The 18,712-nt window shown below is 57.1% G+C and carries 19 protein-coding genes; 5 read left to right on the top strand and 14 right to left on the bottom strand.

Annotated elements, in window-relative coordinates:
- Positions 1-62: 62 nt before the first annotated feature.
- The 9 genes from ABD013_RS03145 to ccoN all read right to left on the bottom strand — a co-directional run bounded on the left by ABD013_RS03145 (position 63) and on the right by ccoN (position 8,720).
- Positions 63-746, bottom strand: a complete 684-nt coding sequence (locus ABD013_RS03145) for a sulfite exporter TauE/SafE family protein (protein ID WP_343802156.1) — start codon at positions 744-746, stop codon at positions 63-65.
- A complete protein-coding gene (ccoS, locus tag ABD013_RS03150; protein ID WP_343802159.1) occupies positions 743-937 on the bottom strand; it encodes a cbb3-type cytochrome oxidase assembly protein CcoS in 195 nt (64 codons plus the stop codon). The genes ABD013_RS03145 and ccoS overlap by 4 nt, the downstream gene beginning before the upstream one ends.
- Before the next feature lie 3 nt (positions 938-940).
- The gene (locus ABD013_RS03155; protein WP_343802162.1) at positions 941-3,394 is read right to left on the bottom strand and encodes a heavy metal translocating P-type ATPase; all 2,454 of its coding nucleotides are present in this window, start codon (positions 3,392-3,394) and stop codon (positions 941-943) included.
- 8 nt (positions 3,395-3,402) lie between these two features.
- Positions 3,403-3,918 carry a FixH family protein gene (locus tag ABD013_RS03160; protein ID WP_343802165.1) on the bottom strand — a complete coding sequence of 172 codons (516 nt, stop codon included), beginning with the start codon at positions 3,916-3,918 and terminating at the stop codon, positions 3,403-3,405.
- Between the two features lie 72 nt (positions 3,919-3,990).
- Positions 3,991-5,415, bottom strand: coding sequence for a cytochrome c oxidase accessory protein CcoG (ccoG, locus tag ABD013_RS03165; RefSeq protein WP_343802168.1), 1,425 nt, complete (start codon positions 5,413-5,415; stop codon positions 3,991-3,993).
- 132 nt (positions 5,416-5,547) lie between these two features.
- Positions 5,548-6,444, bottom strand: a complete 897-nt coding sequence (gene ccoP / locus ABD013_RS03170) for a cytochrome-c oxidase, cbb3-type subunit III (protein ID WP_343802171.1) — start codon at positions 6,442-6,444, stop codon at positions 5,548-5,550.
- Positions 6,441-6,641, bottom strand: coding sequence for a cbb3-type cytochrome oxidase subunit 3 (locus tag ABD013_RS03175; RefSeq protein ID WP_343802174.1), 201 nt, complete (start codon positions 6,639-6,641; stop codon positions 6,441-6,443). The genes ccoP and ABD013_RS03175 overlap by 4 nt, the downstream gene beginning before the upstream one ends.
- 5 nt (positions 6,642-6,646) lie before the next feature.
- Positions 6,647-7,267, bottom strand: coding sequence for a cytochrome-c oxidase, cbb3-type subunit II (gene ccoO, locus ABD013_RS03180; RefSeq protein ID WP_343802176.1), 621 nt, complete (start codon positions 7,265-7,267; stop codon positions 6,647-6,649).
- Positions 7,268-7,289: 22 nt separating this feature from the next.
- Positions 7,290-8,720, bottom strand: coding sequence for a cytochrome-c oxidase, cbb3-type subunit I (ccoN, locus tag ABD013_RS03185; RefSeq protein ID WP_343802179.1), 1,431 nt, complete (start codon positions 8,718-8,720; stop codon positions 7,290-7,292).
- Positions 8,721-9,117: 397 nt separating this feature from the next.
- Between ccoN and rlmM the strand changes: the two genes are divergently transcribed.
- On the top strand, positions 9,118-10,197 hold the full coding sequence (gene rlmM / locus ABD013_RS03190; protein ID WP_343802181.1) for a 23S rRNA (cytidine(2498)-2'-O)-methyltransferase RlmM: 1,080 nt from the start codon (positions 9,118-9,120) through the stop codon (positions 10,195-10,197).
- 1 nt (position 10,198) lies between these two features.
- Here rlmM and ABD013_RS03195 read toward each other — a convergent pair whose 3' ends face one another.
- The gene (locus ABD013_RS03195; RefSeq protein ID WP_343802184.1) at positions 10,199-10,480 is read right to left on the bottom strand and encodes an antibiotic biosynthesis monooxygenase family protein; all 282 of its coding nucleotides are present in this window, start codon (positions 10,478-10,480) and stop codon (positions 10,199-10,201) included.
- A 129-nt stretch (positions 10,481-10,609) separates the two neighbouring features.
- Between ABD013_RS03195 and tusA the strand changes: the two genes are divergently transcribed.
- The 3 genes from tusA (at position 10,610) to trxC (ending at position 11,919) form a co-directional block, all read left to right on the top strand.
- Entirely contained in the window at positions 10,610-10,855 is a 246-nt protein-coding gene (gene tusA / locus ABD013_RS03200; protein ID WP_343802187.1) for a sulfurtransferase TusA, read from the top strand.
- Positions 10,856-11,422, top strand: coding sequence for a ProQ/FINO family protein (locus ABD013_RS03205; RefSeq protein ID WP_343802190.1), 567 nt, complete (start codon positions 10,856-10,858; stop codon positions 11,420-11,422).
- Between the two features lie 62 nt (positions 11,423-11,484).
- Positions 11,485-11,919, top strand: coding sequence for a thioredoxin TrxC (gene trxC / locus ABD013_RS03210; RefSeq protein ID WP_343802193.1), 435 nt, complete (start codon positions 11,485-11,487; stop codon positions 11,917-11,919).
- Positions 11,920-11,928: 9 nt separating this feature from the next.
- Here trxC and ABD013_RS03215 read toward each other — a convergent pair whose 3' ends face one another.
- Genes ABD013_RS03215 through ABD013_RS03230 form a run of 4 tightly spaced genes read right to left on the bottom strand, consistent with a single transcriptional unit; the run spans position 11,929 to position 16,980 of the window.
- Entirely contained in the window at positions 11,929-13,872 is a 1,944-nt protein-coding gene (locus ABD013_RS03215) for a bifunctional diguanylate cyclase/phosphodiesterase (protein ID WP_343802196.1), read from the bottom strand.
- Positions 13,873-13,874: 2 nt separating this feature from the next.
- Positions 13,875-14,582 (bottom strand): transglutaminase-like cysteine peptidase, encoded by a 708-nt coding sequence (locus tag ABD013_RS03220; protein WP_425543380.1) that lies wholly within the window; start codon positions 14,580-14,582, stop codon positions 13,875-13,877.
- 54 nt (positions 14,583-14,636) lie between these two features.
- Positions 14,637-15,701, bottom strand: coding sequence for a DUF3080 family protein (locus ABD013_RS03225; protein ID WP_343802199.1), 1,065 nt, complete (start codon positions 15,699-15,701; stop codon positions 14,637-14,639).
- Entirely contained in the window at positions 15,655-16,980 is a 1,326-nt protein-coding gene (locus ABD013_RS03230) for an MATE family efflux transporter (RefSeq protein ID WP_343802202.1), read from the bottom strand. The genes ABD013_RS03225 and ABD013_RS03230 overlap by 47 nt, the downstream gene beginning before the upstream one ends.
- A gap of 240 nt (positions 16,981-17,220) precedes the next feature.
- Here ABD013_RS03230 and ABD013_RS03235 point away from each other — a divergent pair, with 240 nt between their 5' ends.
- A complete protein-coding gene (locus ABD013_RS03235) occupies positions 17,221-18,672 on the top strand; it encodes an NAD-dependent succinate-semialdehyde dehydrogenase (protein ID WP_343802205.1) in 1,452 nt (483 codons plus the stop codon).
- The last annotated feature ends 40 nt before the right edge of the window (positions 18,673-18,712 follow it).

The raw sequence follows: 18,712 nt of genomic DNA on the forward strand, positions 1-18,712 counted from the left end.
CTCTCGGATAACAATCAAAAAGGCATTATAGGCGTTGCGCTCTCATTGCGGGTTGATGAGCATCAAGCGTGAGGCAGCCACAGCTGCCAGGGTACCGTCGCGAGACCAAACAGGATCACCAGCAGGCCTGCCCCTCGGCGTACCCCTTGCTGCTGCAGCAGTTGGCGAAACTGCCGGGCCAGCAGGGCCGTAGTCATCATGGCCGGCAGCGTGCCGAGCCCGAAGACCATCATCAGGACGGCGCTGTTGACCGGTTCGGCGCTGACACTGCCGGCCCAAAGCAGGGTGGTGTAGACAAGGCCGCATGGCAGCCAGCCCCAGAGGCCACCCAGTGCCAGTGACTTGGGCAGTGTGTTTGCAGGGAGGAGCGCGCGGCTAAGTGGCTGGATGCGGCGCCAGCCGAAACCACCCAGACGCTCCAGGTAGGCGGCTCCCTGCCACCAGCCGGCGATATACAGCCCGGTAACGACCATGATCAGTGCGGCCAGGGTGCGCAGCCAGCGGGTCAGTTCAGGGTTGTTGCTCAAGGCGTGGCCAAGCAGTCCCATCAACAGGCCTGCGACCCCGTAACTCAGGATGCGTCCGGCATTGAAGCTTAGCAGCAGTGCCAGTCCGCCGGGTTCTGAGGGACCGCGGCTCATGGCAACGCCACCGGCAATACCGCCGCACATGCCAACACAGTGAGTGCTGCCGGCCAGTCCGAACAGCAGGGCAGACAGAATCAGGCTCGGCTCCATCAGTGTCATGGGTCCTTGCGATTATCCTTATCGGGGCGGGCATCGTCGGGAATCAGATCATCATCGTCCTCGAACAGAATGCGGTGGGCGGGCGATTCGAGATCGTCGAACTGGCCCTGCTTCACACTCCAGAAAAATGCCCAGATGGCAACGCTGACCAGAATGATGGCGATCGGAATCAGCAGATAGATGATTTCCATAAATTACTCCGAAGACTTGCGACGCAGTCGAGGCAAGCGTGACAGCCGCATGGCGTTGCCCACTACAATCAGTGAGCTGGCGGACATGCCAACGGCGGCCATGTAGGGGGCAATAAAGCCCATGGCGGCCAGAGGCAGAGCGACGAGGTTGTACATTAGCGCCCAGGCCAGGTTTTCGCGGATGACCGTGCGTGTTTTGCGGGCGACAAGCAGAGCCAGTGCAAGGCGTTCAAGCTCGCTGGAAATCAGCACGGCATCGGCGCTGGTCTTGGCCAGGTCGGTGGCGGAGCCCATGGCGATTGATGTGCGGGCACCAGCCAGTACCGGGATGTCATTGATACCGTCACCTACCATGACCACGCTGGCGCCAGAGGCTTGCAGCTGATTGATGTAGGCCAGCTTTTGGTCCGGCGAAACGCCCTGCTTGATGGTATCGATACCCAGCTCATCAGCCACACGTTTGGCTGCCGATGAGTCGTCGCCGGTCAGCATACCGACCTCGAGGCCGAGTCGTTTCAGTGCTGACAGGGTGAAGGCCGCATCCTTGCGGGTCTGGTCGTCGAGCGCGAACCAGGCAAGCGGCCCCTGGTGATCAGCCAGCAGCAGCCATTGCCGCTGCCTGTCAGGTTGAGCAGGCGTGCTGCCCTGATAGAGTTCAGCGGCATAAGCGGGCTTGCCGATGCGGTATTGTATGCCCTCGACCTCGCCTTCGACGCCGGCATTAACCTGTACGCGGGTGCTTGAGGCGGGAAGCTTGAAGAAAGGTTGGAACGCGCGTGCAATCGGGTGCTCTGACGCCTGCTCCAGAGCCGCAGCAATGGAGTAGGGGTTCAGGCTGCCCAGTTCTCGTGCCGGCTGCATCTGCTGGATGCTGAGGTTACCCTCGGTCAGGGTGCCCGTCTTGTCAAAAATGACATGGGTGGCGCTGGCGAGCCCCTCAAGGACGTGCCCCCGTGTGATCAGCAGGCCCTGCTGGCGAAGGGTGCCGGTGGCTGCGGTCAGGGCGGTCGGTGTGGCCAGGCCCAGTGCGCAGGGGCAGGTGACAACCAGTACAGAAAGGGTAATCCAGAAGGCATCTTCTGGAGAGATAAAGGACCAGACCGTGGCAACGGTGGCTGAGGTGATCAGCACGGCGAGTACGAAATAGCGCGCAACACGGTCCGCCACTCGGGCCGTCATCGGCTTTTCCGCATGAGCACGGTCGAGCAAGCCAACAATGGCGGACAGGCGAGTATTGGCGCCTACTTCCGTAATGCGCACCTTGAGTGGATGTTCCACGTTAATGGTGCCACCCACGACCGGGTCGTCAGTCGTTTTGCTGATCGGCAGATACTCGCCGGTCAGGGCTGATTCATCCACAGCACTGCTGCCTTCAACGATAATACCGTCGGCCGGCAGAGTGTGGCCCGGACGTACCAGCACCAGGTCGCCGGGCTTGAGTTCAGAGGCCGGCACCATCTTTTCAAGTCCATCCTGCAGCAAGGTAGCGCTGGCGGGCAGCAAATCCATCAGGGCGTTGCCGGCCTTGCCGGTACGGTGTCTTGCCTGCATTTCGATATAACGACCGATCAGCAGGAAGAAGGTGAACATGGTGACCGAGTCGAAATAGACCTCACCGGTATTCATGACCGTCGCCCAGACACTGGCGAGGTATGCGCCACCAATGGCGATGGAAACCGGTACGTCCATGCTCAGGTGGCGGGTACGGAGGTCTCGCAGCGCGGTAAGGAAAAAGGGGCGTGCTGAATACAGCACTACCGGGGTGGCAAGCACCAGACTGCTCCATCGGATGAACTCGACGAAGCGGGCTTCCATATCCTGGAGTGCGCCGGCATAGAGCGCTATAGCCATCATCATGACTTGCATCATGCCAACGCCTGCAACCCCGAGTCGGCGAATGGCGCGCTTGTTTTCCTGCTCCAGCAGCTGCTCTTCACGGTTGGGGTGGAACGGATGGGCCTTGTAGCCGATGCGCAGCACTTCACCGAACAGGGTGCTGAGGCGGGTCTGGCTGGGGTCCCAAACCAGTCGGGCACGATGGTTGCTCATGTTGACACTGAACTGTTCAACGCCGGGCTGCTGGCCCAGGTGGTGTTCAAGCAGCCATACGCAGGCGGCGCAGGTGATGCCTTCAATGACCAGAGTCGCTTCGGCCTGCTCGGGACTGATATGGCGCACGAATTCAGCCTGAATCGAGGCGGAATCATAGAGCGCCAGTTCATCGGCCAGATGTGATTCGGCGGCAAGGCGGGTGTCGCCAGAGGTCGAAGCGGTATCGCGGTGGCGGTAGAAGCCGTCAAGGCCACCATCGACGATGGTCTGTGCCACGGCCTGACAGCCGGGGCAGCACATGGATTTGGCTTCACCATCGATGATAGTGGTGTAATCAGTGCCCGGCGGCACTGGCAGGCCGCAATGGAAGCACGGTGCCAGTGCCTGAGTCCGCTGAACGGTCATGTCTGTACTCACTGCGGGGTCAGGGAGTAGCGAAGCTGCTCATTGAACGGGGGCAGGATTTCCTGACGCAGCTGCCAGCTGCCATTGTCGGCTGTCAAGGACAGGTAGCGCTTGCCGCTGATATGCCCCTCAAGGCTACCGGCGTAGAGCCCTTTACCATCGACGCCGCGGAGAATCAGCAGCTGATCATATTTCTGGTGTGTCGGGTGGATGATGTTCAGGTGGAGTGTATCGGGGTAGGACTCCAGGTTGCCGGAGAGTCGAAGGTTGATATCACCGGTCACGGTATCCAGGCGCAGGTCCGCGTCAAGGCTCAGCGTACGTGCAGTATCAGCTTTGGATGTGTCAATGTTCATCCCGCGGGCGACCTTGTAGTAGTCCTCCTTGACCACGCCATCGCTGGTGGTGACCGCGATGTACATGAAGAAGCTGGAATAGATAAAAACGGCAATCAGTGGAGCCAGAATGAACCAGAGCCAGGGTTGTTTGAACCAGGGAGCAGGGGGATTGACGTGCGTGTTCATGACACTCCTTGCATATAAAGACGGCCGGGATGAACCGGCCGTCATTCTAACCTAAATTAAAGTTCACGGGGACTATCGTTGAGGTATAGGACCAAGGAATCGGCTTTCAGTTTCAATACTGAAGCTGGAATCACCCAGGGCCTCAACCTTGAATACGATGGTCGAGTTGTTGGACTTCAACTGGTCCGGGTCGATCTGCAGGCGTACCGGGTAGGTCAGCAGCTCGCCAGCAGCAATGGTGATGTTCGGCTCTGTCACCATCTCCAGGCCGTCAAGACCCGAAATCGAGATGGTGTAGCGGTGGTCCACCTGTTCCTTGTTGGCGATCTTGAGCGTGTAGATGTTTTCGATCTGACCGGACGGCGTATTGTTATACAGCTGACCTCGGTCACGTATGACATCTACTTCCAGGGGGACACGATCAGCGATCGCCCAGGCAAAAGCACCGAACATGACCATCAGGGCAACAAAGTAGCCAATCAGGCGTGGGCGCAGCAGTTTCGTTTTGTTGCCGTTCAGTGCGTGCTCCGTGGTGTAGCGCACCAGGCCGCGCGCATAACCCATGCGATCCATCATGTCGTCACAGGCATCCACACAGGCGCCACAGGCAACACATTCATACTGCAGACCATCGCGGATATCGATGCCAACAGGACAGACGTGGACACAGGCGTGACAGTCGATGCAATCACCCAGGCCGGCCTGTTCCTTGTCGGCATTCTTCTTGCGACTGCCGCGAGGTTCACCACGAGCTTCGTCGTAGGAGATGATCAGCGTGTCCTGGTCAAACATCACGCTCTGGAAGCGGGCGTAGGGGCACATGTAGATGCAGACCTGCTCGCGCAGCCAGCCGGCGTTGCCATAGGTGGCGACGGTGAAAAAGGCCAGCCACCAGGTCTCCCAGGGGCCAAGATCCCACGCCAGTATGTTGGGAATCAGCTCGCGAATAGGGGAGAAATAGCCGACAAAGGCAACGGCTGACGCAATGGCGATCAGAATCCAGATCAGGTGTTTGGCCGTCTTGCGAACTGCCTTTTCCTTGCTCATGCCTTGCTTGTCGAGGCGCATGCGCTTGTTACGGTCGCCTTCAGCGACGCGCTCCGCCCACATGAACAACCAGGTCCAGACGAACTGAGGGCAGGAATAACCACACCAGAGGCGCCCGGCAAAGACGGTGACGAAGAAGAGGGTGAATGCGAGAATGATAAGCAGCCATGACAGCAGCATGAAGTCCTGAGGCCAAAAGGTCAGGCCGAAGATATGAAATTGACGGTTGGGCAGGTCAAACAGGACCGCCTGACGGCCGTCATACTGAATCCAGGAAACGCCGTAGAACATCGCCAGCATAAGGAAGCCGGAGATGATGCGGAGGTTCTTGAATATGCCCTTGTAGAACTTGACGTAGATATGCTCGCGCTTGGCATAGAGGTTGTAAGACTCAACCTGGTCTTTGCCTTCCTTGCGAGGTGTTACGTCTTTTACCGGTATCTGATTCATGCCAGTACCTACTGCTGATTACGTCGACAGGTCTATTCCCAATCTATTAGGAATGCCGAATATTATACTAGTTCGACAATAAAAAAGGCGACATGACTTGCGTCATGCCGCCTTTTCTTCAGCTTAATGTCATTACTTGTTGGACAAGCTGTAAACGTAAGCTGCGATGAGCTGGATCTTGTCTTCAGACAGCAGATTTTTCTGAGCCGGCATCACGCCTGCACGGCCTGCACGGATAGTATGCGCAACCTGCTTGAAGGAACCACCGTACAGCCAGACGTCGTCAGTCAGGTTCGGGGCGCCCAGTGCATGCATGCCTTTGGCGTCAGCGCCGTGGCAGGCAGTACACAGTGCCTGGAACTGCTTCTCGCCGTTGGCAACGTCAGTGCCTGCTACCGCTTCCTGGCCGCTCAGGGTGCGGACATAGCTGGCGACGTCACGAACACCGTCTTCGCCCAGTACATCACCCCATGCCGGCATGCCGCCGTTACGACCGTTAGTGATGGTCTGCTTGATGGTGGCAGGCTCGCCACCGTACAGCCAGTCATTATCGGTCAGGTTCGGGAAGCCGATGGCGCCAGTACCTGCAGATCCGTGGCAGACTGAGCAGTTATTGGCAAACATGCGCTGACCCATTTTCAGGCCGGCTTCGTTTTCCGGCTTCTGCAGGTCCTCAATGGAGAGGGCTGCATACTTGGCGAATACGGGGCGGTATACCTCTTCTGCATGCTGCATTTCGGCTTCCCACTGGTTCGCGGAAGTCCAGCCCAGCATGCCCTTGAAGTTACCCAGACCCGGGTAAAGCATCAGGTAGCCCAGGCCGAAGATCACGGTAGCTACGAACAGGTAGAACCACCACTGCGGCAGCGGGTTATCGAACTCTTCAATACCGTCAAAGGCGTGACCAACGGTCTGGTCGGTCGTTTCCTTGAACTTTTCACTCTTGCGCGTCGCGAAGAGTAGCCATGCGCAGCCGAAGATGACTGCCAGGGTAATTACGGTTACCCATGCGCTCCAGAAAGCACTCATTTGTTGTCTCTCCTGTTATGGGTCCCTTCCTGACCCTGTTGCTGTTCATCATCCGACTTCTCTTCATCAGCGAAGGGGAGGTTGGATGCCTCATCGAAGCCCTTCTTGTTGCCGGGCAGCAAAACCCAGGCGAAGAGACCGATGAAGGTGAGCAGCATCAAAACCGGCAGGTAGGGACCATAAACCTCGTAACTCACGAAAATTACCGCTGGTTGGTATAAACAGAGTGGGTTTTGCCCAGTGACTGCAGGTAGGCTACCAGAGCGTCAATCTCCGGTTTGCCCTGAACCTGCTCACGAGCAGAACTGATCTGTTCATCGCTGTACGGTACGCCCAGGTTACGCAGCGCTTCCATTTTGGCCACGGTGTCCTTGCCACTCAGCTTGTTCTCGAACAGCCAAGGGTAGGACGGCATCTTGGACTCGGGTACTACGTCACGCGGGTTGTACAGGTGAGCTTTCTGCCAGTCGTCGGAGTAACGGCCGCCAACACGGGCCAGGTCTGGACCGGTACGCTTGGAACCCCACAGGAACGGGTGCTCCCAAACGAATTCGTTGGCGGTTGAGTAATGGCCGTAGCGCTCAGTTTCCGCACGGAACGGACGGATCATCTGAGTGTGGCAGACGTGACAGCCTTCACGGATGTAGATGTCACGGCCTTCCAGCTCCAGCGCATTGTAGGTGCGCAGGCCTTCAATCGGCTTGGTCGTAGCGCTCTGGAAGAACAGCGGTACGATTTCCGCCAGACCACCACCACTGATCGTGATGATGATCAGCAGGATCATGAGGCCGATATTCTTTTCAATCGTTTCGTGTTTGATCATTGCTATCTGCTCCTCGTCTCAATCAGGCCGTCTGGGCAGAGGGTTCAGCAGCCTTTACGGTGCTGCCGCTGCGTACGGTCTGCCAAGTGTTGAAGGCCATCAGCAGCATGCCAGTCAGGAAGAACATGCCGCCGATCCAGCGAACCAGGTAGCCCGGGTGGCTGGCTTCAAGCGCTTCGACGAAGCTGTAGGTCAGAGTGCCGTCTTCGTTAACTGCACGCCACATCAGACCCTGCAGGATGCCGTTGACCCACATGGAGCAGATGTACAGTACGGTACCGATGGTTGCGAGCCAGAAGTGTGTGTTGATCAGGCCAACAGAGTACATCTGAGCCTTGCCAAACAGTTTCGGGATCATGTGGTAAACCGCACCGATGGAAATCATCGCGACCCAGCCCAGAGCGCCGGCGTGTACGTGGCCAACAGTCCAGTCAGTGTTGTGAGACAGGGCGTTTACGGTCTTGATGGACATCATTGGGCCTTCGAAAGTGGACATGCCGTAGAACGACAGGGATACCACCAGGAAGCGCAGGATGGGGTCGGTACGCAGTTTGTGCCAGGCGCCAGACAGGGTCATCATGCCGTTGATCATGCCACCCCAGGACGGAGCCAGCAGGATCAGGGACATTACCATGCCGACTGACTGGGTCCAGTCAGGCAGTGCAGAGTAGTGCAGGTGGTGACCACCAGCCCAGATGTAGGTCGCGATCAGTGCCCAGAAGTGCACGATGGACAGACGGTAAGAGTAGATCGGACGCTCGGCCTGCTTGGGTACGAAGTAGTACATCATGCCCAGGAAGCCGGCAGTCAGGAAGAAACCTACCGCGTTGTGGCCGTACCACCACTGAACCATGGCGTCCACTGTACCCGGGTAAACGGAGTAGGACTTGGTCAGTGTTACAGGGATGGCCAGGCTGTTGACGATGTGCAGTACCGCAACAGTGATGATGAAAGCCATGTAGAACCAGTTACCCACGTAAATATGGGAGGTCTTGCGGTTCTTGACAGTACCGAGGAATACGATTGCATAGCTGACCCAGACAACGGCGATCAGGATGTCGATCGGCCATTCCAGTTCCGCATATTCCTTTGCACTGGTCAGACCCATCGGCAGGGTGATTGCTGCTGCCAGGATAACTGCTTGCCAACCCCAGAATGTGAACGATGCCAGGGCATCAGAGAACAGTCGGGTCTGGCAGGTACGCTGTACCACATAGTACGAGGTTGCGAACAGTGCGCAGCCACCAAACGCGAAGATTACCGCGTTGGTGTGTAACGGACGGATACGTCCGTAGGTCAACCAGGGAATGTCAAAGTTCAGTGCAGGCCACACCAGCTGGGCGGCGATCAGGACGCCGACGCCCATACCGACGATGCCCCAGACCACCGTCATGATGGCGAACTGGCGCACGACTTTGTAGTTGTAAGTCGGGTGTTCAGTTGCAGTGCTCATGTCAGGCTCTCATCAACAAGCTAATAGTAGTAAGAAGAGTTCCACCGGCAATTATCTGGGAATACCCACGGCATTTCAATGTGATGGAACCTTTAACTGTGGTTTATTGTCGCAGGACAGTTTTTAAATACTTATCTGGTGCACTAGCTGGGCCCCAAGTCGGATAATCCAATAAATTCAGGGGGATAGCATGGGGGCTTGGTTGGTGTGGTGATGCTTTTCTTCGACAATGTGGTCATTCGTTAGGCTTTTCTCGGTGTTTTACCGGCTGATTTATGGTTTTGCTTGATATGGATCAAACCGTATTTTGGCTGCATTTTTGGCATTTATTACGCTTAAGTACGGTTGTTATTAGACCAATGGATTACTATAGTGCGCGCTCATTCGAGGAGGGCTCATGACTGAAGTAAACACATTGTTGCTGTATTGCCGTTCTGGCTTCGAAAAAGAGTGTGCTGCCGAGATCACCACTCGCTGTGCCGAAGTCGGTGTGTACGGTTATCCGCAGTTCGATCCCGAGCAGGGGTATGTGCTTTTTCACTGTCATGAGCCGGATGGTGCGTTGACTGCAATGCGCAAGCTTCGGTTCCGAGCGTTGATATTTGCCCGTCAGTGGGTCGCCTGTATGCCGCGGCTGGATAACCTGCCATCATCCGACCGCATCACTCCGATTCGTGAGCAGGTGGCCCTGTTACCCAAAACCAGTGAGTTGATGGTCGAGGTCGCCGATACGACTGATGGGCGCGAGCTACACGGCTTCGCGCGCAAATTCGGTTCTGCACTGGCGCAGGCATTGCGGCGTGATAACCTGATGCTGCCACGCAAGCAGCGTGCGGACTGGCGGTTGCACGTATTCGTGGTGGATGGGCGGACGCTTTGGGTGGGGGTTGCCCCTATTGGCAATAGTTCTGCCTGGTCTATGGGGGTGTTGCGGCTAAAGTTCCCGCATCAGGCGCCGAGTCGCTCCACACTTAAGCTGGAAGAGGCCTGGCACTACTTTATTCCGGCGCGTCGCAAGGAACAGTTACTTCGCGGCGGAATGACGGCCGTGGATCTGGGGGCCGCCCCGGGTGGCTGGACCTGGCAGCTGGTTAATCAGCATATGTTCGTGACCGCGGTAGACAATGGGCCGATGAATGATGATCTGATGGAGTCAGGGCAGGTTGAACATCGTCGTGAAGATGCCTTTACCTTTGTACCCTCGAAACCGGTTGACTGGATGGTTTGTGACGTGGTCGACAAACCTGCTCGCGTAACGGGGTTAATGCTGACCTGGGCACTTAATGGCTGGTGCCGCAATGCCATTTTCAACCTGAAGTTGCCAATGAAGCAGCGCTTCGATGAAGTGGAGCGTTGTTTGGGGCATCTTCGCGACGAGTTGGCTGCAGCCGGGATCGATTACCGGCTGCAGGCACGTCATCTGTATCACGACCGTGAAGAAATTACCTGCTGGTTGTCATTGACGCCGGAAGGCTGAATCAGTGCTCGAAGACGGTGATTTTTTCTTCGGTTTCCAGCATCGGAGTGAGCTGATCCATCATTTCGCGGCGCTCTTGCGAGGCATGCCAACGCAGCCAGTCGTTCTCGGATCGGTAGGTGGCAAGTATGACCCGGTGGTTGGGATCGGCCGTGTTATGTAGCGCTTCACCGGAGATGAAGCCGGGAAAATGCATGGCTTTTTGCAGGGTTTCACGGGAGGCGCGCTCGTAATGCTCGCTCAGCTCGTCGGCGACATGGCGCTCAATCAGTACACGAATCATCAGCTTACTCCTTGAGAGATGGTCCCTATATCAGGATAATTGCTTCCTGTAAGGTCGCAAGCCCGTATCGTTGATACAGGTGAAATTGTTTCCAGCCATTTGGTGTTGTCGGGGGAGTCGTTAGCCCGCATGAATAAATCCGGTGTTGATCACACGCTCGATGCGAGCGGACTGCTGTGTCCTGAGCCGGTTATGCTGCTGCATAACAAGGTGCGAGAGATGTCGGTCGGTGAAGTGTTGCAGGTGATTGCAACGGATCCTTCGACGCAGCGTGATATTCCCAAGTTCTGTACCTTCCTGGGCCATGAGCTGGTCCAGCAGGCAGTGCTGGAAGACGAAACCTTCGAGTATCTAATTCGTAAAGGGGCTGGCTGAGTGTCAGATCTGATCAATCTGCAGCAGGAAGTTGAATCCTTGTTGCAGGAGTGTGAACACAGGTTGTCCGCCGTTGAGAAGCGTCAGCGGGCAGCAATCGGTACAACAGAGAGTCAAACCGTGAATCAAACAGCCAATAGCAAGACCCGCTCCAAGAATCGCGCCGCCAACCAGGCCGCTCTGGAGCAGCTGATCGAGGCTTATCCGCAGACCTTCAGTCGTGACAATGTACGCCCGCTCAAGATTGGCATTCAGGAAGATCTGATTGCTGATGAAAAACTGGCGCGTAACAGGATCAAGCGTGCACTTGCGACTTATGTTCGCTCACTGGCGTATCTCCGCTCTGTACAGGAAGGGGCTGAGCGTATCGATCTTAAGGGTGAAGCCGTCGGAACGGTGACTGCAGGCGAAGCTGAGCATGCTCAGGGCCGAATCAAGGAAATTCAGGCGCAGCGCCGTGAGCGCCAGAAAGAGCAGCGCGATCAGGAGCAGCAGCAGCGCAAGCGCCAGAAGGAAGAGCGCCTCAATCGCAAGCTGGAAGCACTGGTTAACCTCAAGGGACGTTGATCCGTTGAAAACCCCGTCGGGTGCCTCCATCTACTTCGGTAGTGCAATTCTGGAGGCTCCCGATGAACGATTCCCTGCATATATCCTGTCCCGCCTGTCTGGCAACCAATCGAATCCCTCAGGCGCGTCTTGAGCACTCACCCCAGTGTGGGCGTTGCAAGGCTCCCTTGTTCAGCGCTCAGCCGTTTGAAGCCGATGCTGAGTCATTCGATCGTATTCTGGCCAATACCGATATTCCGGTGCTGGTGGATTTTTGGGCTGAGTGGTGTGGTCCCTGCAAAATGATGGCACCAATCTTCACCCAGGCTGCTGCTGCGCTGGAACCGGAGTGCCGGCTGGTCAAGGTTAACACTGAGCAGGCGCAGTCGATCGCTGAGCGCTATCAGATTCGTAGCATCCCGACCCTGATGCTGTTGCATCAGGGGCAGGAAATTGCCCGCCAGGCGGGCGCCATGGATTTGAGTAGTCTGCAGCGCTGGGTCAGGCAGTACCTGTGAGGAAGCGTATCAGCTAAGCGTAGACGGCATGCCGTGCAGGTAGCCCTGGGTGCCGTCGATCTTCATTTTTTCCAGCTCCAGTCGCTGAGTTTCCCGCTCCACGTGCTCGGCGTAGGCCTTGATCTCGAGGCTATGCGCGACGCTGATCAGGCTGCTGACGAAGAAGCGGTCTTCATCGCTGTGATCGATCTGTCGTACCAGTGAGCCATCAATCTTCAGGTAGTCCGGGCGCAGGGCATACAGATAACTGAATCCATTCGGATGTGTGCCGAAATTGTCGACGCCAAAGCGGATATTCAGCTCTCCCAGCGCCTGGCGCAGCGTTTTGATGCGTTCCATATGGGTCAGGATGGCGGTTTCATTAATTTCGATGCTCAGACGATCGGTAACACCGCTGTGCTCTAGTGTGTGCAGCAGCCAGTCAATGAATGTTTGCTCGGCAAGTGCCTGGTTGGCGAGGTTAAGGCTCAGTGTCGGACTATCCGGGTTTTGTTGCAGGAACTGCAGGGCATGTTTGACGATCGCACGATCTATTTTTTCAAGCAGGTTCAGATCGCGGGCCACGCCAAAGAAGTCACCGGCCTGGCAAGGGGTATTGTCCTGATCCAGAATGCGGGCAAAGACCTCGGCGTGAATGCATCGATCTTCGCTATCGAGCAATGCTTGTTGCTGCAGAAAGATCTGCTCGTTGTGAATCGCTGAAGCCACATGGCGCTGCCACTGCTCGGACCAGCCTTGCTGATGCTGGTGGGCATGGTAGAGCACGATGCTGCTGTCACTGCCCTGTTCAGCTTCCTGCTGTGCAAGGCGAGCCTGTGTCAGTAGCTGTTCGGCTGTGGTGTTGCTGTCACAGGATGCGATACCGATACTGATGATATTGGCCTCGGTATCGGCTCCCTGCTGCTGTAACTGGTTCTGTGTCTTGCGGAGCAAGGGGTCCAGAAGCAGCTGCCAGTCGTCGAAGCTGCGTCGTTGCGCCAGTAGAGCCAGATCAGCACCGCCGATACGGCCGACGACATGAGTGCCCAGGCTCTGAGCCAGTGCCTGAACGCCCTGGGCGTAGTTGCGGATCAAGTGGTTGGTGGCATCTTCACCCAATGTGTGGTTCAGGCTCTGAAGATCGTTCAGGTGGAAAATGATCAGGGACGCGGGGCCAAAGTCCTGACGGTACTCGAGGTGCTCGGTCAGCTGCGTCAGTGTGGCTCGACGGTTGTTAAGTCCGGTGAGACTGTCGCGATAGGCGGTGCTGCGCAGTGATTCGATGTTGCGATTCTGTTCGTCGAACATCAGTTGTACCTGACGCACCATCAGGTTCATGGCTGAGACGACCTGGCGCAGTTCACGGGTGCGGGGCAGAGTCGGTTGCTCAATATACTCACGGCGAGCCAGCGCCATTGCCTGGTGTTCGACCCCTTGCAGTGGGCGCAAGAGATGCCGCATCAGCCATGACAGTATCAGGGCGGACAGTACTGACAGGCTGACAAACATGATCAGGGCATTGCGTACCCCTTGCCAGAGCTTTTCGTAAGCGTAACCGGCCCGGCTGCGTACATGGATGCTGCCGACCTGCTGCCATTGGTAGGCGATCTTGCGCACTTTTTCCGGAGGGGTGATCGGCATCAGGTGGATGAACCAGTTGGGGGCGTTGATGCTGCTGGCCGGGTCATAAACCTTGTTGTACAGGATGTTGTTGTCGCTGTCGGTGACGTTGATCTCCTGATAGAAGCCGCTGTCGAAAATTGCATTAACCGCCGTGGCGATGGTGGCTTGATCGTGCTCTTGCATGTAGGGAGCGAGGTATAGCCCCAGGTGGGTCGCACTGTCTTCAGCATGTGATTCGAGCTGGGTGAGCAGGGTTTCCCGGGAGCTGTCGGAAAGAATGTACAGTGTGCTGAGGACCAGCCCAAGCAGAACGGCCAGTACGGTTGCGATCAGCTGGTTTATCAGTGACATCCTTAACGCTCCTGCGAGTTGAGGTTGACGCGATTGTTTTCTACCCGAGACTGTACGCTGGTCCAGGGCTTGAGTCGATCCGAGGTGCCGACCAGTTCAGCTCGGCGTCCTTTTTTGCTGAGCCAGAGGCTGTCGCCGTTGAAAGTATAGACGTGCAGCAGGTCCGGGCGCTGATTGGCCGGGCGGATTTCGCCAATCAGGTTGTCCAGCACCACCGGCATGGCGGAAGGGCTGGAGTAGTAAGTCAGTACCATGTGTGCCTGGTTCAGTTCGAGTGATTTGACATAGGCCAGACTCATCTTGGCTTCGGCGACCCCCAGTGCTTTCAGGGTGTAATACTTGGCGATGGAAAAATCCTCGCAATCGCCGCCGTTGCTGATCAGGAATTCGACCGGCGTGGCCCAGTAATCTTCCTGTCCCCAGTGTATGCGGTCGTCAATAAAGCGGACCTGGTTGAAGAAACGGTTGACCCTGTCGAGTTTGTCTTGTTCCGGCAGGTTCGCCGCTTCGTTCAGGAGGGTCTGCCAGGCGGTGAGTCGTTTGGCGGCCTCCTCGCCGTACAGTTGGCGATACTGATCGATCTGGCGGCTGTCCAGGCGCAATTGTGAGCTGCCTGTTGCCAGTGCGGCCAGGCAGAGAACAAGCAGGAGTGGGGCAAGGACGGCTGGCACGCCGGCGGGCTTGCGCAATACTGAGGTGAGTGCAGACAAATCCTTTTCCACCTGGGTGCTGTGCGCCCATCATGGTCGAAAAATCGAGATCACTCAACCCTCATCGTTATCGCCTGGCATCATTCCGCACTGGCTCAGCAGTTGTTGCCAGGCGTGAGTGTGACGACTGCGTGCTTCTATGTAGTCGAGCCACAGGCTACCTCGCTGTTCGCCAAATACTTGGGTTATGTAAGCTTCGATCTTGTCGCTGGTGGGGAGGAGTTCTATCAGGCTGATCCACTGCCGTCGCCACGTCTGGCCTGAGCGATCAATTGCTGACATCCAGGGCTGAAGCTGGCCGGCGTAGTAACGCTGGAATACATTGCGGATGATATTGGCCTGGGGGGTGGGTTTGCGGTTGAAGCAAATAGGGCGCCTTGCCAGACGGGCCTCTATTGCCTCGGCAGTCTGCTCCAGTGTCTGAGTCAGGAGCAGCAGGCTGCGTAGCCAGTCGGCGCCGAAATCGGAGCGGTACAGCGCTTCGTAGTCTTGCTCCAGCTGCATAATCCACTCAGGGGCGGGCCACTGAGACTGCTGTGCCAATTGTGCCAGGTGTTCGAAGTGGGTCAATGCGGGTATCAGGCGGTTAACCAGTTCAGGGGCCGTATTATCGAGTGGCTGGGCTTGCAAGGCGAAATGCCGGCTGATCTCGTCAGAGTTGAAAATGGCGTTGCTGATCACGCGGGCGTAATTGCGACGTTTGATCTGCTCGATCTGATGCAGCCTGGACAGGAGGGTCTGGGTATCCGCATCGGCTTGTCCGGATTGCTCCAGTTCGATAATGCACTGGCGCAGTCGAGGCAGAAAGCGTGTCTCATAAATCAATCGCTGGGAGGGCGGTGCCAGTTTGCCGAGGGAGCTGTTGCGCTCGCCAATCAGCTCCAGCAGGCCGCATCGGCGCAGGTCCAGAACGTCGATCAGGCCTTCGCGTATTTCATCGACTTGCAGGGATCGCTGGCGCTTGGGTGGGAAGGCGGGGGCTGTGCGATCGAACTTGAGTTGGTACTTATATTCAATCGCATTGCCCACCCGGTAGGCATAATCATGCAGGCGCTCCTCAGGGGGTGCGGCGCTACAGCCGCTGAGCAGAAAAGTCAGGATCAGCAGTATTGATCGCATGACGTGAAATCCGTAGCAGGCGTGTGGTAAGTAGTACGGCGCCCACACTTAAACCGATCAGTAGTCCATACCAGAGGCCGGCGGCGATCAGAGGCTGGCTGACCCAGTCAGTGAAGCCCAGCACGTAACCGACCGGCAGACCGACCAGCCAGTAGGCAATAAACACCATCAGCAATGGCACGCTGGTGTCCTTGTAGCCGCGTAACGCACCTGCCGCACTGACCTGGAGGGCATCCGAGAACTGGAATATGGCCGCAATGCTGATCAGGGTGGTTGCCAGGGTGAGGATCTCTGCCTCTGTAGTGTAGAGCCCGCTGATTTGGCGAGCCAGTAACAGGGACAGGCTGCAGCTGAACAGGGCAATGAACAGGGTAATGAGAATGCCTGTGTAGGCCGCAAAACGCGCTTCGGCAGGCTTGCCGCGGCCGACCAGTTGTCCGACACGAATGGTGAGAGCCATGGCGATACTCAGCGGAATCATGAACACCATTCCGGTATAACTGATGGTGATCTGGTTAGCCGCGATAGCGACCTCGCCATGGGGGGCCAGAATCAATGCCAGAACGCAGAACATGCTGGCCTCAATCAGTAGTGAGAAGCCGATAGGGGTACCCAGCTTGAGCAGTTGCAGCAGTGGCTGAAGTTGTGGGCTTTGCCAATGACGAAACAGTTGCAGTGGCTTGAAGTGTGGGCTTTTAAGCAGATAAATCCCGCCAGTAAACAGCATGACCCACATAACCAGGGCTGTGGCATAGCCGCAGCCAACGCCGCCCAGCTCTGGCAGGCCAAGCTTACCGAAAATCAGCACGTAATTAAGCGGGATATTGCACAGCACACCGAGTACGGCGATGCGCATCACAGGATGGGTTTTGCCGAATCCTTCACAGTAGCTGCGAATCACCTGGTACAACAGAAAGGCTGGAAAGCCCCAGCTGATCGCATCAAGGTAGTCCTGTGTCTTATCGTGAAGGCCTGGTTCAAGCTTCAGTTGCTGCAGCACGGGATCGGCGTTGCGCAACAGAATGACACCGAGTAGCCCCAGTGCGGCTGCTACCCAGACGCCCTGCTGCAGCGGCTGGCGTGTTTCCGCTTCCCGGTTGGCGCCAACCAGGTGGGCGACCACTGGTGTGGTGGCCATCAGAATACCGGCCAGCGCGAGGAACAGTGGCAGCCACAGGCTGCTGCCCAGGGCGATAGCGGCGAGATCCTCGGTGCCGGCGCGAGCGGCCATGAGGGTGTCGACAAAGCTCATCGCATGCTGGGCCAGTTGTGCCACCATTATAGGCCAACCTAATTGCAGCAAATAGCGGACCTCTGCGTTGCGTTTCTGGCTTAAACTGAACACGGTGAGCTGTAGTACTCTGGAAGGTGAAGCGGGTGAAGGGCGATAGTACTGTGCGGTTCCCTGCATCGGCTATGATGACAATTCACTCCTTGGACGCGCCAAGCATAAGCGTGAGTGCCGGGGAGTGCAATCCCGATACGGTTGAGGTGGTACGGATCATGTTGGAGGTGATAGATGAAGCTCAAGGATAGTCGTTTGCTGCGTCAGCAGGCCTATGTGGATGGTCGCTGGACGGATGCGATCAGCGGTGAGACCTTCGCGGTCTATAACCCGGCAACGGGTGAAGAGATCGTCCAGATTCCCTGGATGGCGGAAGCCGATACCCAAACCGCTATAGCAGCGGCTGAAAGTGCTTTTCGACAGTGGCGCAAAACGACTGCCAAGGAAAGGGCTGCGATTCTGCGCTGCTGGTTTGAGCTGATGCTCGACAATGCGGATGATCTGGCATTGCTGATGACCCTGGAGCAGGGCAAGCCTCTGGCGGAGGCCAAGGGTGAGGTGGCCTATGCGGCCAGTTTCATTGAGTGGTTTGCCGAAGAGGGTAAGCGTGCCTACGGCGAGATGGTGCCGAGTCACAAATCCGATGCCCGTATTCTGGTCAGCCGTGAGCCGGTCGGAGTTGTTGCGGCAATAACACCATGGAATTTTCCGTCGGCCATGATCACACGCAAGGCGGCCCCGGCTCTGGCGGCCGGCTGCAGCTTCATCTGCAAACCGGCCGAGGATACCCCGCTGTCGGCGCTGGCGCTGGCTGAACTGGCTGAGCGTGCGGGTGTGCCGGCGGGGGTGTTCAATATCATTACCGGTAATCCAAAGGCGCTGGGTTCGGTGTTGACCGGCAGTGACAAGGTTCGCAAGCTGTCATTTACCGGCTCGACCGGGGTGGGCAAACTGCTGATGGCGCAATGCGCTGACACCGTCAAACGGGTTTCGCTGGAACTGGGGGGGAACGCACCCTTCATCGTCTTTGATGATGCTGATCTTGAACGTGCGCTCGATGGCGCCATGGCGTCCAAGTACCGCAACACCGGGCAAACCTGCGTCTGCACCAATCGCTTTCTGGTGCAGGAAGGCATTTATGACCGCTTTGTCGAAGGGCTGGCAGATCGTGTTACTCAACTTAAGGTAGGCTCAGGGCTGGAGCCGGATGTGCAGCAGGGGCCATTGATCAACCAGGCCGCGGTAGACAAGGTTCAGGCCCATATCGATGATGCCGTTGCTAACGGGGCGGAAGTGGTCTGTGGTGGCAAGCCTCATGCGTTGGGACGAACCTGGTTTGAGCCAACGGTGTTGAAGAACGTGACCACCCGTATGTGCGTGGCCCGTGAGGAGACATTCGGCCCCTTGGCGCCTGTGTTCAAGTTCAAGGATGAAGCGGAGGCGATCGAGATGGCCAATGCTACCGACTCAGGCCTGGCGGCCTATTTCTACAGCCGGGACCTGGGGCGCTGCTGGCGTGTGGCTGAAGCACTGGAATACGGTATGGTCGGCATTAATGAAGGCGTTATATCGACCGAGCTGGCACCCTTCGGCGGGATCAAGGCATCCGGGCTGGGGCGGGAAGGTGCACGTCAGGGGCTTGAAGAGTACCTCGAGTACAAATACATGCTGATGGGCGGGCTCTGATTGAAGCCGCACAGTAAAACGGGGCCTTGAGGCCCCGTTT

The organism is Marinobacterium maritimum, assembly GCF_039523155.1.
Lineage (GTDB): Bacteria > Pseudomonadota > Gammaproteobacteria > Pseudomonadales > Balneatricaceae > Marinobacterium > Marinobacterium maritimum.